Origin of the sequence: Microbacterium arborescens (assembly GCF_049707515.1) — a bacterium.
Taxonomy (GTDB): domain Bacteria; phylum Actinomycetota; class Actinomycetes; order Actinomycetales; family Microbacteriaceae; genus Microbacterium; species Microbacterium arborescens_B.
In genome coordinates this window covers 1-14,074 of sequence record NZ_JBNAFI010000001.1, presented here as the reverse complement: position 1 = coordinate 14,074, position 14,074 = coordinate 1, and the positions used below count along the sequence as shown (strand labels likewise).

Genomic DNA, 14,074 nt, shown 5'->3' with positions numbered 1-14,074 from the left:
AGCACCACAGCACCACAGCACGAAGGGCGCCCGTCCGTCATCGCCGGCGGGCGCCCTTCTGCGTGGCGGGCAGCGAAACTCAGGTGCCGCAGAATGTCCGGTAGTCGGCCGCGAAGTCATCGCCTGCGGGCTCGGCGTAGCGCTCGGCGCCGGAACGCTCGACGAACGGCGTCGAGAGCACCGTCGTCAACCACCCGAGCGGCTCGAGGTCGCCATCCGTGGCGGCGGCGAGCGCCTCCTCGACGAGGTGGTTCCGCGGGATGTAGACGGGGTTCGCGGCATCCATCACGACGGGATCGGGAGCGTGACCGCGCCAGCGTTCAAGCCACGGCCCAAGGGCGACATCGGCACCGAGCGCCCGTTCCAGCGCCGTCGCGTCACCCCGGGCGGCATCCGACAGCGACCGGAAGGTCGAGGTGTAGTCGGCGCGCGCCCGCTCGAGCATCTCGTGGAAATCTCCGGCGAGCGCCTCGACCGCGTCGTCCGATACGGCGGCGTCGACGAGGCCGAGCTTGCGACGCATGCCGGCCGTCCGCGCCTCCGCGAACCGCGGCCGGAACTCCGCGAGCAAGCTCTGAGCCTTCTCGACGGCGCGCTCGAGCTCGTCGTCGAAGAGCGGCAGCATCGCCTCGGCCAGGCGCGCGAGGTTCCACTCCGCGATGTACGGCTGATTGCCGTACGCGTATCGCCCGCCGGTGTCGATCGAGCTGTAGACCGTCGCCGGGTCGTACGCGTCGAGGAACGCGCACGGGCCGTAGTCGATCGTCTCGCCCGAGAGCGTCATGTTGTCGGTGTTCATGACGCCGTGGATGAAGCCGACGAGCATCCACCGGGCGACCAGATCCGCCTGCGCGGCCACGACGGAGCGGAACAGTCCGAGCGCCGGCACGTCATCCGCCGCAGCTTCGGGGTGGTGGCGGGCGATCGCGTAGTCGACGACGGAGCGCAGCACCGCGATGTCGCCCGTCCCGCGGGCGAACTCCACGCTCCCGACACGCAGATGGCTCGCGGCCGTCCGCACGAGCAGCGCACCGGGCAACGGCGTCTCGCGCAGCACCTCGCGACCGGTCGCCACGACGGCGAGCGAACGAGTGGTCGGGATGCCGAGGGCGTGCATCGCCTCGCTCATCACGTACTCGCGCAGCATCGGCCCGACGGCCGCGAGCCCGTCGCCGGCTCGCGCGAACGGCGTCGCACCCGAGCCCTTGAGATGCAGGTCGCGGAGCGACCCGTCCGGCGCCGTCACCTCGCCGAGCAGCAGAGCCCGCCCGTCGCCGAGGCGCGGCGAGAATCCGCCGAACTGGTGACCCGCATACGCCTGCGCGACCGGCTGCGCCCCGTCCGGCAGCGCCCGACCGACGAGGAGATCGATCCCCTCGGCGCTGCGCAGGAACGGGGCGTCGAGGCCGAGCTCGTCCGCGAGCGCCTCGTTCAGCACGAGGAGCCGCGCGTCGGGCGCCGGGTCGGCCGACCAGGGGCGGGCGAGTGCGGGCAGGGCATCGGCGAAGTCGTGCGACAGCGTCAGCGTGACCGAGGACATGCTCCGAGGCTACGCGCGCGGTGAGCTCCGAGGGTCGGTGCGTTTACACATCCGTCATGCGTTCTTGATAGGAATGTGTGGCGGTCCGCTCGGGTCCGCGGAGAGAGAGCACCATGCGTCTGTCGGTCATCGGTTGCGGTTACCTCGGAGCGGTCCACGCCGCGGCTATGGCATCCATCGGTCACGACGTCGTCGGGATCGACGTCGACGAGCGCAAGATCGCCTCGCTGTCGAAGGGCGAGGCCCCCTTCTTCGAGCCGGGCCTGCAGGAGATCCTGAGCGACGGCCTCGCATCGGGCCGTCTGCGCTTCTCGACCGACATGGCGGATGCCGCCGGCGCGGCCGTGCACTTCGTCGGCGTCGGCACCCCGCAGCAGAAGGACGGCTACGCGGCCGACATGACCTATGTCAACGCCGCCGTCGACGCGCTCATCCCCCACCTCGCCGAGGGCGACATCGTCGCGGGCAAGTCGACCGTCCCCGTCGGCACCGCCGCCACACTGGCCGAGCGCGTGACGCCCACGGGTGCCACCCTCGTCTGGAACCCCGAGTTCCTGCGCGAGGGCTGGGCCGTGCAGGACACCGTCGACCCCGACCGCCTCGTCGCCGGCGTCCCCGCCGGGCCCACGGGCGAGCGCGCCGCCGACATCCTCCGCGAGGTCTACCACCCCCCGGTCGCGAAGGGCACGCCCTTCATCGTCACCGACCTCGCCACCGCCGAGCTCGTCAAGGTCGCCGCGAACGCGTTCCTCGCGACCAAGATCAGCTTCATCAACGCGATGGCCGAGATCGCCGAGGTCACCGGCGCCGACGTCACGACCCTCGCCGACGCGATCGGACACGACGCGCGCATCGGACGCCGCTTCCTCGGAGCCGGCATCGGCTTCGGCGGCGGCTGCCTCCCGAAGGACATCCGCGCCTTCTCCGCCCGCGCCGAAGAGCTCGGCCGCGGCGAGTCGGTCGCGTTCCTGCGCGAGATCGACGCGATCAACATGCGTCGCCGCGACCGCGCCGTCGACATGGTCGTCGCCGCGTTCGACGGCTCGGTCTACAAGAAGAACATCACCGTCCTCGGCGCGGCCTTCAAGCCCCACAGCGACGACATCCGCGACTCCCCCGCCCTCGACGTCGCCGTGCGCCTGCACGGTCTCGGCGCCTGGGTCACCGTCACCGACCCCGAGGCGATCGAGAACGCCCGCCGCGTGCACCCGCAGCTGAATTACGTCGAAGACCGCGACGAGGCCCTCCGCGCCGCCGACGCCGTCATCGTCGTGACCGAGTGGGACGAGTACCGCCGCCAGCTCGACCCCGCCCACGCCGCGAGCCTGGCGACGGGCCGGATCGTCATCGACGGCCGCAACTGCCTCGACGCCGACGCCTGGCGCGCGGCCGGCTGGGACTACCGCGGCATGGGCCGCCCCTGACGTGTCGGGAGCCCGTCCGCGACCCGCGCGACCGTGAGCGCACGCGATGATGGGGCAGTGGCAGAACCTCACGAAGCGCGAGCCGTCCTGACGCTTTCCGATCGATCGGCGACATCGCCCGGCGGCGACAGCGATGCGGTGCGGACCGCGGTGGAGACGGCGACGCGCGTCGCGGGTTTCGGCACCGACGTGGACGCCACCCTCGCCTGGGCTGTGTCGGTCGGCGCGAGACGCGCCGTCGACCGTCGGCTCGTCGACGACTGGGAACTGCTCGCCTCGATCGCCGCGCGCGACGTCGCCGCGGCTCGCGTGCTCGAACCGCACCTCGATGCGCTCGACATCCTCGACCAAGCGCGGCGCGACGGGATCGACATCGATCTCGACGCGATCGGAGTGGATGCCGGCTCCTCGTGGGGCGTCTTCGCCGCCGAAGGCCCCGGAGTCCGCCTCGACGCTCATCGCGGGCCGCGTGGCTGGCGACTCACGGGCACCAAGCCGTGGTGTTCCCTCGCCCAGCACCTCAGCCACGCCCTCGTGACCGCGTGGGTCGGCGACGAGCGCCGCCTCTTCGCCGTCGCGCTGCGCACCGCCGAGGTGTCCGCCCGGAGCGGACCGTGGCACGCACGGGGCCTCACCCAGGTGGTCAGCGCCCCCGTGGACTTCGCGGCGGCGGCCGCGGTTCCGGTCGGCGAACCGGGCTGGTACCTGCGCCGGCCGGGCTTCGCCCGGGGAGGCGTCGGCGTCGCGGCGTGCTGGTGGGGCGGCGCGATCCCCCTCCGCACGGACCTCCTCGACGCCGCGCGGCGACCGAACGCGGACCAGCTGTCGCGGGTGCATCTCGGCCGCGTCGACACCGCGCTGTGGAACGCCCGGCTGGCGCTCGGCTCTGCGGCCCGCGAGATGGACGGCCCCGGCTCGCTCGTCGCCGACCCGGGAACGCTCGCGGCGCGCACCCGCGCCGTCGTGGCCGATGCCGTCGAGGTGACGTTGAGTGAGTCGGCGCGCGCGCTCGGCCCTCTCCCCCTCGTCGCCGACGAGGCCTACGCGCGGCGGGTCGCCGACCTGCAGGTCTACGTGCGCCAGCACCATGCCGACCGCGACCTCGCGCGCATCGGTGCGAGCGTGAGCGAGGGGCGCGGCGCGTGGTGAGCTTCGACCACCGCGACGCCGGCACCCCCGAGACGGTGTGGACCGCGGCCTTCGGTGAACGCTCGCTGCCGCCGCTGGCGGACCCGATCGAGCATCTCATCGTCGTGGCCGCGCATCCCGACGACGAGACCCTCGGGGCTGCGGGTCTCATGGCGCGCACCGCCCGGGCCGGGGGCGCCGTGACCGTGATCATCGCGACCGACGGGGAAGGGTCGCATCCGGATTCCCCCACCCACACCACTGCCGGCCTCGCCGCAGTGCGGCGCGACGAGGCGACCCGTGCGCTCACGAGCCTGTCCCCGGCGATCCGCGTCCGCTTCCTCGGCATCCCCGACGGCGACACCGACGCGCACCGCGACGAGATCGCTGCCGCGCTGCGCGCCGAGATCGAGTCGGCCCCGCAGTCACGAAGCCTCGTCGTGGCCCCCTGGGCCGGCGACGGGCACCGCGACCACCGCGTCGCCGGAGAGGTGGCCGACGAGGTGTGCGGCGATCTCGGCCTGCCCTGGCGCACCTACCCCATCTGGCTCTGGCACTGGGGGTCGCCCGCCGACGTCCCGTGGACGGACCTCGAGCTCGTCGAGCTCGACCACGAGCTCGCGGCGGCCAAACGCCGCGCCCTCGACCTCCACCGCAGTCAGACCCGGCCCCTCTCGCCGTCGCCCGGTGATGAGGTGATGCTCCACGCGGGGATGCAGCAGCACTTCGAGCGGCCGTTCGAGGTCTTCATCCGGCCCCACGGTCAGCCGACCAGTCTCGGCCGGAGCTTCTTCGACGCGTTCTACGACCGCAACGGCGACGACCCGTGGGGCTTCGACACCCGGTGGTACGAGCAGCGTAAGCGCGCGATCACGATAGCGACCCTGCCCCGCGCCCGGTACCGGTCGGCGCTCGAGCTGGGCTGCTCGACCGGAGCGCTCACCGCGCTCCTCGCCGACCGCTGCGACGACGTCCTCGCCCTCGACATCGCAGAAGCACCGCTCGCCTCGGCGCGGCGCCGCGTCGGCGACCGCGACGACGTCCGCTTCGCTCGCGCCGTGCTGCCGGACGAGTGGCCCGACGGATCGTTCGATCTGATCGTCCTGTCCGAGGTCGGCTACTACTGGAGCGAGCCCGACCTCGCCGCCGCGATCGTTCGGATGCGGGAATCGCTGACCCCCGACGGGCACCTCGTCGCCTGCCACTGGCGTCACCCGGTCGCCGAATACCCGCTGTCGGGCGACCAGGTCCATGCCGCGTTGCGCGCCGACGACCGGCTGATCCGCCTGGCTCACCACGACGAGACCGATTTCCTGCTCGAGGTCTATGCCCGCCCGGATGCACGGTCGGTGGCAGCCGAGACGGGCCTCGTTCCGTGACGCCCACCGCGGTGGCCGTCGTCGTCCCGGTGCACGACGAGGCCGAGCTCCTCGATCGCTGCCTCGCGGCGATCTCCGCCGCCGTGAAGCACGCACGCCGGACGCATCCCGCCGTCGTCGTCGCCACGGTCGTAGTCCTCGATGCGTGCTCCGACGAGTCGGAGGACATCGCCCGCTCGCACCCGGTCAGCGTCCGGCGGATCGACGCGGGCCGCGTCGGGACCGCGCGCCGCGTCGGCGTCGACGCGGCGCTGGCCGAGCTCGGCGACCCGCCACGGCCTCGCACCTGGATCAGCACGACCGACGGCGACTCCGCCGTGCCCCCGACCTGGATCAGCCATCAACTGGACCTGGTCGCGGCCGGTGCCGATATCGTCCTCGGAACCGTGCAGCCCGACTTCGCCGATCTCACCGCCGAGCACGCGGCGCACTGGATCGAGACCCATCCGCGCGGACGCCCGGCCGGCAACATCCACGGGGCGAACCTCGGGCTTCGCGCCGACGTCTACACCGCCGCCGGGGGCTTCTCCGATCTCGACGAGCACGAGGATGTCGTCCTCGTACGGTCCGCCGTCGCCGCCGGCGCCCGCGTCATCGTGACGGACGAGCACGAGGTCGTCACCTCGGGCAGGTTCGTGGGACGAACACCCGGAGGGTATGCCGCATTCGTCCGCCAGACGCACGACCGCGTGCACGGCGGAGCCGCCTGATCCTCACAGATCCGAGGAGGAGCTCCGCGATCTCCGAGGTGTAACCCGCCCGACATCTGCCGGAGCCCGCACGGGCGTACCGTTGCCGCCATGAAGCGATCGCGGCGTTACGACTACGGCGAACAGTCATGGTGGACGCAGGACCACGGCGGGCTGCCCGGATGGGCGATCATCGTCGTCCTGATCGTCATCGTGATCCTCGGGGCGTTCGTCGCCACCCTCCTCCTCACCCCCCGGTAACCGCGGGCCGGCGCAAGCTGTCGCCTCAGCGCCGGTGCCGGACCCGATCGTGTCGCCGAGACGCTGAAGCGAAGGCGCGGGATGTCGACATAATGGGCTTGATCACCGACCTGAGAACCGCATGCCCCCTCACGAACCAGCGCTGGCCCTCGCACTCCGCAGCGGCGTCGAGCTCGCGCATGCCTGGGTCCAGGACGTGGCCGACGGTCTCGGCATCCGCGTGCTCTTCATCAAAGGACCGACGCTCTCTCGGCAGGGGCTCCGCGCGGAGCGCACATCGTCCGACGTCGACGTCCTCGTCGAACCGGCGGGGTTCGACCGCCTGTGCAACGAGCTCCAGTCGCGCGGCTGGCGCGAGCGCCCCGCACCGCTGATCGGACGGCTGACGAGCGTCCACTCCCGCGCGTTCCTCCACGACCGGTGGCCCTGCGACCTCGACGTGCACCGTCACTACCCGGGCATGCTCGCCGACCCCGGTGCCGCGTTCGACGCGCTGTGGGCCGAGCGCGAGAGCGGCGAGTTCGCCCATCGCCCCTGCGCCGTGCCCTCACGGATCGCGAACATCATCGTGCTCGCTCTGCACTCCCTTCGCGGCACCGAACGGCAGGCGCGTCACGCCGACGAGCTCGCGGCGCTCGAGACCATCCCCCTCACCCCCGCCGAGCGAGCGGGCCTGGCCGACATGGCCATGCGGACCGGAACGACCGTCACACTCGCCGAGGTGTTCCAGCGCATGGGCGTCGCTGTCCCCGTCGATCCGCAGCAGAACGCCTCGACGGCCGCGAACCGGTGGCGCGAGCGCGTGAACTCGGGATCGTTCGGGTCATACTTCTGGTTCGCGGCCCTGCGCGACGCCCGCGGGGCGGAGCGCGCGCGCATCGCGGCGCGGGCGGTCTGGCCGAGTCGTTCCGATCTGCTCCTCAGCCGGCCCGAGACCGTCGACACCACCGTCGGTCGCGCCGCCGCACGCCTGCGACGGTGGGGCCGCGGAGCCCGCTCGCTGCCGCGCGCGCTTCGGGCGATGAGGGCGCGGACGCGAATCGATAGCATCGGATCAGGGGGTTCACCGTGGAGCTGAGAGATTACCTGCGCATCCTGCGCGCGCACTGGATCGCGCTGTCGCTGTGCGTGATCCTCGGCGTCGTCGTCGCCTTCGCGTGGACGCTCGTGCAGCCGAAGGTGTACACCGCCGACGCGAGCGGATACGTCACGCCCGTCAAGGCCGAGGGGCAGACCGACAGCAGCTCGGAGTACGTCAGCGACAACCTCGCGAAGTCGAAGGTCAAGTCGTACGTCGACGTCGGCACGTGGCGCGCCGTCGGCGAGCACGCCCGCGAGGAGCTCGGGCTGGACGTCAGCCCCGAGAGCCTCGTGCGCCGGGTGTCGGTGTCGAATCCCCTCGACACCGTGGTCATCAAGGTCGACGCGACCGGTCCGACGCCCGAGGCAGCGCGCGACCTCGCCGGCGCCTGGATCCGCGGGATGCAGATCGAGATCGAGAACATCGAGTCGGGCGGCACCGGGGTGAACCCCGGCATCACCCTCGTCACCGCCGACTCGGCCCGGCTGCCGACCAGTCCGAGTTCGCCGAACGTGCGCCTCGCACTCGCGATCGGCGGTCTCGTCGGGCTCGTCGTGGGTGTCGGCTACGCGCTGCTGCGCTTCACCCTCGATCGCCGCATCCGCTCTGCCGAGGGCGTCGAGCGCGAAACGGGTCTGAACGTCGTCGGCGCGATCCCCGAAGAGAAGTCGTTCACCGCCGACAACCGCCTTATCCCGTTCGACGGCGCCAACACGTCCTCGAGCAAGAACGTCCACCTGTACGCCGTGTCCGAGGCGATGCGCGAGCTGCGCACCAACATCCAGTTCATGGATGTCGACAGCCCGCCGCGCATCCTCGTGATCACCAGCCCCCTCCCCGGGGAAGGCAAGTCGACGACGGCGGCGAACCTCGCCATCACCCTGTCGGCGAGCGGCCAGCCCGTCGTCCTCATCGACGGCGACCTGCGCCGCCCCATGGTCGCGACGATCTTCCATCTGATCGGCGATGCCGGACTCACCGACATCCTCGCCGGCCGGGCCACCGTCGACGACGTCGCGCAGCCGGTCGGCCGCACCGGCGCCCTCCGTGTCATCGCCGCGGGGAAGATCCCGCCGAACCCCAGCGAGATCCTCGGCTCGCAGCGCATGCGCGACCTCCTGCACACCCTCAGCCAAGACGCCGTCGTCATCATCGACGCGCCGCCGCTGATCCCGGTGACGGATGCCGCCGTGCTGAGCAACCGGACCGACGGAGCCATCATCGTCACCACGGTCGGCCGCACGACCTTCGATGCGCTGAAGAAGGCGCAGCAGAACCTCGAGCGCGCCGGCGGACGGGCCCTCGGCGTCGTCCTCAACCGCGTCCCGCGCAAGGGAAGCGGCGCGGCGTACTACGGCTACCAGTACACCGGCGCCTACTACCGCACCGACGACGAGGCTGCGGCCGATCTGGTGCCCGCCCCCGCCGCTGCGCTGCCGGACGGACGGCGCGCCCGCCGCACGCGACGCTGACTCGTGACGGCCGCGCCCGACACCGCTCCGGAGCGTGAGCGCGATGCACCCACGCCGCGGCCCCGCTGGCGGCGCGTCGCCGGACACCCGCTGACGCATCTCGCCGCGGCGCTCCTCGTGGTCGCGCTCGTCCAGTCGTTCGTCGTCAAGGTCTATCAGGTGCCGTCCGCTTCCATGGAGCAGACGCTGACGCCGGGCGACCGCATCCTCGTCGACCGCCTCGGGATCTCGGGTGAGCCCGGGCGCGGCGATGTCGTCGTGTTCGACCGCCCGGAGTCATGGCGCGACGCTCCTCCGCCCGACGCGCCACCGTGGCGCGTGGTCGCCGGCTGGTTCGGCGACGTCTTCGGATTCGGCCCGAGCAACGGCGACGCACTCGTCAAGCGCATCGTCGCCGGCCCGGGTGAGACGGTCGCCTGCTGCGACGCGGCCGGCCGCTTGACGGTCGACGGCGAGGCGATCGTCGAGGACTACGTGACCCACGACCTGCCCTTCGAAGCGGGAACGCTCGACTGCGCCAGCATCCCGCAGTCGCCGCGCTGCTTCGCACCCGTGCCGCTCGGCTCCGACGAGTTCCTGCTCCTGGGCGACAACCGCTCGAACTCGGCGGACTCGCTCGCAGCGTGCCGCAGCCAAGCGGCAACCGCGACGGCAACGGCGCCGGACACGTGCGCTCGGCCGGTGGGCCGCGAACACATCGTCGGCGAGGTGTTCTTCCGCTTCTGGCCGCTCGACCGTCTGGGTACGCCATGAGCGCTCCGCGGGTGTCTTCGCGCCTCCTTCGGCTCGGTCACGGTGTCGATGCACGAGCGAGCACTTCGTTCACGCAGGCGCCGTAGTCGGCATCAGGGCGGGCAGGGCGTGCAGGCCGCGCCGCTCTGCTCGCCCTGCCCGTCCAGGATGCCGCTGGGAGCGCACCCGCGTGGGCGACAGCTCGCCCTGCAGCCGGAACGCCCGACGCAGGTCGTCGGCGCTTGCGAATCCGGCGTAGCGCGACACCTCCTCGATCGAGAGCACGTCGTAGCGCGCCTCGGTGAGCAGCTGCACGGCGAGCTCGACGCGCAGGCGGCGGATCTCCTCGGTCGGCGAGGTGTTCTGCTCCGAGAAGGCCCGCTGCAGGTGGCGCGGTGACACGGCGAGCTCCGCGGCCAGCGATGGCACCGTCAGGTCGGGGTCGGCTCGACGCGAGGCGATGAGGGCGAGCGCGCGTCGATACAGCGACGGCTGCACCTTCACCGGTTCCGCGCCCACGCTCGCGCGTTCGAGGAACAGGCTGCCGATCATCTCCTCGGCCAGCCGCGACAGCGCGTACGTGGCCACGCGCCCGGGCCGGGCCGCTCCCGACAGCAGCGAGCGGAAATAGGCGGTCGCGGGCGTCACCAGAGCCGAGTCGCCGGCGAAGAGGGGCCCGTCGTTCTCGTCGATCGGGGCGCCGAAGGCGGCGACGACCTCTTCGGCCGCCGAGACGACGATCACTTCGGCGTCGTCCGACCAGGCCACCAGGTGGTCCGAGCGCGACCGCAGGAACAGTCCCCGGCCGGCATCGACGCGGTGCCGGCGGCGCGCATCGAGGGTCGGGGCGATGCTCACCGTCCCCGAAGCGACCAGCATGCTGTGCACGAGCGGTGTCCCGCCGGCCGGTACGACCCGCTCGACTCCCGCGGCGAGCTGGTAGCGCTTCAGGACGACCGATTCGAGCGTCAGCGTCTGCGCGGGCCGGCCGGCGAAGGGCTCGCCCGGCCGGCGCGATGAAGGGGGCGACACTGCCGGCCCACTCGGGTAGCGCTCGTAGCTCACGGCGCGCCTCCCCCCTCGATCGCCTCACAGCGTAGGAGCGGCCGCGCCGCCGCCCCGTACCGGATCCGCGGGTGCCGACTACGCATTCGGGGCGCAGTCGACACCCGCGGACACCACGGTCACGACTACTTAGAGAATCCCCGCGCCCACCGGGACGACGACGCTCGACGTGGCCGTACGCGTCAGACCGTTGCCGAAGTCGACGACGATCGTGACGGGGAAGGTGGCCAGGGCCGACACCGCGACACCGGTGGAGGTGCCCGCGAGCCCCAGGACCAGCGGGACGCTCTGCGTCCCGTTCGACGGGACGTTCACCGGAAGAGTGGTGGTGAAGGTCGTCAGCGGGAAGCCGAATTGACCGACGACCGGGGCGCTCTGGTAGACGGCGGTGCGCTGTCCGGCCGTGGACGGCACGCCGTTCAGGCTGAAGACGCCGAACCCACGCGCACGGCCGACGGGGAGGTTGATGCCGGCCGGCCGGCCGACGGTCACGGTGACGGTCGCGGTCTGATTGATCGCGCCGGCGCCGTTCGTGATGGTGAACTCGGTGGGCACCGTCGTCAGCGCCGTCGCGGTGAGGGTTCCGCCTCCGTCGAGCAGGTTGAGCGCGAGCAGACCGGTGTTCGTTCCCGTCACCGCCAGGCCGGAGTTGTTGACCGATGCTGCGGCGAGCGGTGCCGCGACGGCCACCGCCATGACGGGAACGGCCCACGCCGCGCCCTTGATGATGGTGCGGCGGTCGATGCCGTCGGACTCGCGGCGGGTGGGAACGACGTCGGTCACGGGAACTCCTCGGGTCGGAATGAGAGGTTTTCCCGTACTTTTTCGCCGCCACGAAGCGCCGTCGATGGCCGAGGCGGCATCCGTCGCTCACATCACGATCGGTGTCGCGAAGTGTCGGATTCGAGGCCTGCACCAGCGCAGGCGACAGCCCTGATCAGGGCAGGTAGGACTCCGCGAGATCGCGCTCCGCGAGCTCGTGAAGGAACGCGCGGACGTCGCCGTCGATCTCGGAGGCGTCGGCCCCGCTGCGCGCGGCGATCGCATCCACGAGCGCCTCCAGGGTCGCGCCGCGCGCCGTCGTCAACACCGCCCAGACGATCGCGGCCGTGCCCTCCAGGGCCACCGGCTCGGGCGATCCGCCGCGCGAGAGAGGCAGCACGACGAAACCGTCGTCGCTCGTGGTCCACGCGACGTCCCGGCGTGCCCGCCACGAATGCTCTCGCGCGAGCACGCCGTCTGCGCGGAGTGCGTCGAGGGCCGCGCTCACGACCGCCTCGGGGTCGCCCGTCGGCGGCGCGCCGTGGACGGCGACCGCCGCGTCGACGAGGTCCTCCACCGATCGCCCGTCGGCCGCGCGCCACAGCGTCGGTCCGATGCCGTCGAGGACGCGCAGAGTCGCACCGCCCGACACCTCGGGTTGCAGCAGGGCGATCCGTTCCCTCGGGTCGCCCGGGGCGGAGAGCGCGATCGCGTCGAGGTACGATCCCCGCCGCCAGCCCCTCTCGGACCGGTGCCCCCGCTTCTCGTCGGCGATCTCCGCGACCGGGGCGGCGTCGGCGTCGCCGACCGGGGCGGGGGTACGGAACAGCGGGGCGAGGGCCGACGCGAGCGTCTCGGCCTCGCTGTAGACCACGCGGTGGACGCCGCCGACAGCCGTCACGTGTGCCGCGACCTGACGCAGCGGCGCAGGCAGGTCGGCGAGGTAGCTCGTCTGCTCGACCAGCTCGGGAAGCGCGTCGGCGAGGTCGCACGACTCGAGCACGGGACGTTCCGGTCCGCCCGGCACCCGGTCCAGCAGCACGATCGCGCTCAGCCGGAGGGGAACGTCCGGCAGGGGCCCCAGCCCGAGCTCCGATGCGGAGCGCTGCGCTTTGTCGGATGCCGCGCCCTCGATGATCGACAGCGGCTTCCGATAGGGCAGCACGGTGCCGTCGGGGGCGATCGCGACCGTCTCGTCGGTGACGTACCCGTAGTGCGCAGCGAGCGCCCGCGTCGCTGTCGTCTTGCCACGCCCCGACGGGCCGACGATCGCCACGACGTTGCCCTCGTCATCGGCCAGGCCGCCGGCGTGCAGCATCCAGAGGTGTCCGCGCCGCGCCTCGATCGCCGCCAATGTCACCTTCTGCGACAGCTCTGACAATTCGCGCCCGAGCGCCGCATCCGACACGGCGACCCTCAGGTGGGCAGCCGGGATGCTGTCGGCCGAAGTCACCTCGGCATCACCCCATGCCCGAGCGATCGCGGCCACGTCGTCGGGCGAGCGGTCTCCCCCATCGATCTGCACCGCGCACCCGAGCGCGGAGACGAGGGGAAGCTGCAGCACCCTCGTAGCCTAGGGTCAGCGCCTTCGACCCTGACACCCCCGCGGGTCAGGGCAGGCGCACCGAGTCGGTGCGGGGATGCTCGCGCGGCATCCGATCACGGTCGTAGGTGATGGCGGAGTAACCGTGCGGAATCGGCTGGCCCGCCTCGTCGACGCTCACGAACACGAGCCGCTCGATCGAGAGGATGCGCTTGCGAGTGATCATGTTGCGCACGACAGCGCGCATGGTCAACGAGGTCCGCCCGAAGTGGGTCGCGGTGAGCCCCATCTCGATGAGGTCGCCCTGCAGCGCCGACGACTCGAAGTTGATCTCGGAGATGAGCTTGGTGACGACGCGGTAGTTGCCGAGCTGGATGATCGCGTAGATCGCGGCTTCCTCGTCGATCCAGCGGAGCAGGCTTCCTCCGAAGAGGGTGCCGTTGGCGTTGAGGTCCTCCGGACGCACCCATTTGCGCGTATGGAAGTTGATGCCGTCCTCCGACCAGTACCACTCGGATTTCGCTCTGTCGGAGGCCGCCCCCTCGGGGCTCGTTTCATCGGTCACGTTCATCCAGCGTAGCCGCGCGGATGATCGCACGCCGGAGCCGTCCGCGCGATGGCTTCCCCGGCACGGCGGACCGGCCGAGGATGAGGCCATGGACAAGCCCACGAGAGACTTCGACCCCGCCGAGCTGGTCGAGGAGGTCACCGATCGCGTCAGCAGGCGGATGCCCGGCGTCGACGACGACGTCATCCGCCGCGAGGCCGAGGCCTCGGTCGAGAGTCACGCCGACGCGCGCGTCACCGACTTCCTCGGCATCATCGCCGAGCGCGAGACGCGCGAGCGCCTGTCGGGTCTCGCCGAAGGGAGCGGCGAGACCGACGCCAGCGTTCCGCCCCCGAGCTGACCGCGCCCCGGTCCGGGGCTACCGGCGGTCGTCGGTGGTCTGTCCGTAAACGTTCTGATACCGGTCGTAGAGCCTGTCGATCGCGTCCTG

14 protein-coding genes are annotated in these 14,074 nt (G+C 71.9%); 9 read left to right on the top strand and 5 right to left on the bottom strand.

What is annotated here, in order from left to right:
* Positions 1 to 79: 79 nt before the first annotated feature.
* On the bottom strand, positions 80 to 1,540 hold the full coding sequence (locus tag ACPYN5_RS00070) for a protein adenylyltransferase SelO (RefSeq protein WP_424446937.1): 1,461 nt from the start codon (positions 1,538 to 1,540) through the stop codon (positions 80 to 82).
* Positions 1,541 to 1,653: 113 nt separating this feature from the next.
* Between ACPYN5_RS00070 and ACPYN5_RS00065 the strand changes: the two genes are divergently transcribed.
* The 8 genes from ACPYN5_RS00065 (at position 1,654) to lepB (ending at position 9,727) form a co-directional block, all read left to right on the top strand.
* Entirely contained in the window at positions 1,654 to 2,964 is a 1,311-nt protein-coding gene (locus ACPYN5_RS00065; protein WP_424446936.1) for a UDP-glucose dehydrogenase family protein, read from the top strand.
* 57 nt (positions 2,965 to 3,021) lie between these two features.
* Positions 3,022 to 4,113, top strand: coding sequence for an acyl-CoA dehydrogenase (locus ACPYN5_RS00060; protein WP_424446935.1), 1,092 nt, complete (start codon positions 3,022 to 3,024; stop codon positions 4,111 to 4,113).
* On the top strand, positions 4,107 to 5,471 hold the full coding sequence (locus tag ACPYN5_RS00055) for a PIG-L family deacetylase (RefSeq protein ID WP_424446934.1): 1,365 nt from the start codon (positions 4,107 to 4,109) through the stop codon (positions 5,469 to 5,471). Before ACPYN5_RS00060 ends, ACPYN5_RS00055 begins: the two co-directional genes overlap by 7 nt.
* The gene (locus ACPYN5_RS00050; RefSeq protein WP_424446933.1) at positions 5,468 to 6,181 is read left to right on the top strand and encodes a glycosyltransferase family 2 protein; all 714 of its coding nucleotides are present in this window, start codon (positions 5,468 to 5,470) and stop codon (positions 6,179 to 6,181) included. The genes ACPYN5_RS00055 and ACPYN5_RS00050 overlap by 4 nt, the downstream gene beginning before the upstream one ends.
* Positions 6,182 to 6,271: 90 nt before the next feature.
* The gene (locus ACPYN5_RS00045) at positions 6,272 to 6,421 is read left to right on the top strand and encodes a hypothetical protein (protein WP_424446932.1); all 150 of its coding nucleotides are present in this window, start codon (positions 6,272 to 6,274) and stop codon (positions 6,419 to 6,421) included.
* 121 nt (positions 6,422 to 6,542) lie between these two features.
* Complete coding sequence (locus ACPYN5_RS00040; protein WP_424446931.1) at positions 6,543 to 7,499, top strand: nucleotidyltransferase family protein; 957 nt, start codon at positions 6,543 to 6,545, stop codon at positions 7,497 to 7,499.
* The gene (locus ACPYN5_RS00035) at positions 7,490 to 8,974 is read left to right on the top strand and encodes a tyrosine-protein kinase domain-containing protein (protein ID WP_424446930.1); all 1,485 of its coding nucleotides are present in this window, start codon (positions 7,490 to 7,492) and stop codon (positions 8,972 to 8,974) included. The genes ACPYN5_RS00040 and ACPYN5_RS00035 overlap by 10 nt, the downstream gene beginning before the upstream one ends.
* Positions 8,975 to 8,977: 3 nt before the next feature.
* Positions 8,978 to 9,727, top strand: coding sequence for a signal peptidase I (lepB, locus tag ACPYN5_RS00030; protein ID WP_424446929.1), 750 nt, complete (start codon positions 8,978 to 8,980; stop codon positions 9,725 to 9,727).
* A 69-nt stretch (positions 9,728 to 9,796) separates the two neighbouring features.
* Here the strand turns inward: lepB and ACPYN5_RS00025 are convergent, their stop codons facing one another.
* The 4 genes from ACPYN5_RS00025 to ACPYN5_RS00010 form a co-directional block, all read right to left on the bottom strand.
* Complete coding sequence (locus ACPYN5_RS00025; protein ID WP_424446928.1) at positions 9,797 to 10,771, bottom strand: AraC family transcriptional regulator; 975 nt, start codon at positions 10,769 to 10,771, stop codon at positions 9,797 to 9,799.
* Between the two features lie 129 nt (positions 10,772 to 10,900).
* A complete protein-coding gene (locus tag ACPYN5_RS00020; protein ID WP_424446927.1) occupies positions 10,901 to 11,554 on the bottom strand; it encodes a hypothetical protein in 654 nt (217 codons plus the stop codon).
* 154 nt (positions 11,555 to 11,708) lie between these two features.
* Positions 11,709 to 13,097: a PqqD family peptide modification chaperone gene (locus tag ACPYN5_RS00015; RefSeq protein ID WP_424446926.1), complete on the bottom strand. Its 1,389-nt coding sequence runs from the start codon at positions 13,095 to 13,097 to the stop codon at positions 11,709 to 11,711.
* Positions 13,098 to 13,143: 46 nt separating this feature from the next.
* Positions 13,144 to 13,566, bottom strand: a complete 423-nt coding sequence (locus tag ACPYN5_RS00010; RefSeq protein WP_424447664.1) for an acyl-CoA thioesterase — start codon at positions 13,564 to 13,566, stop codon at positions 13,144 to 13,146.
* A 166-nt stretch (positions 13,567 to 13,732) separates the two neighbouring features.
* Here ACPYN5_RS00010 and ACPYN5_RS00005 point away from each other — a divergent pair, with 166 nt between their 5' ends.
* Positions 13,733 to 13,984: a three-helix bundle dimerization domain-containing protein gene (locus ACPYN5_RS00005; protein ID WP_424446925.1), complete on the top strand. Its 252-nt coding sequence runs from the start codon at positions 13,733 to 13,735 to the stop codon at positions 13,982 to 13,984.
* Positions 13,985 to 14,074 lie beyond the last annotated feature (90 nt).

Coding starts and splice junctions, on each gene's coding strand:
- ACPYN5_RS00070 (WP_424446937.1), bottom strand. CDS start 1,540: ATGTCCTCGGTCACGCTGACGCTGTCGCACGACTTCGCCGATGCCCTG.
- ACPYN5_RS00065 (WP_424446936.1), top strand. CDS start 1,654: ATGCGTCTGTCGGTCATCGGTTGCGGTTACCTCGGAGCGGTCCACGCC.
- ACPYN5_RS00045 (WP_424446932.1), top strand. CDS start 6,272: ATGAAGCGATCGCGGCGTTACGACTACGGCGAACAGTCATGGTGGACG.
- ACPYN5_RS00040 (WP_424446931.1), top strand. CDS start 6,543: ATGCCCCCTCACGAACCAGCGCTGGCCCTCGCACTCCGCAGCGGCGTC.
- ACPYN5_RS00005 (WP_424446925.1), top strand. CDS start 13,733: ATGGACAAGCCCACGAGAGACTTCGACCCCGCCGAGCTGGTCGAGGAG.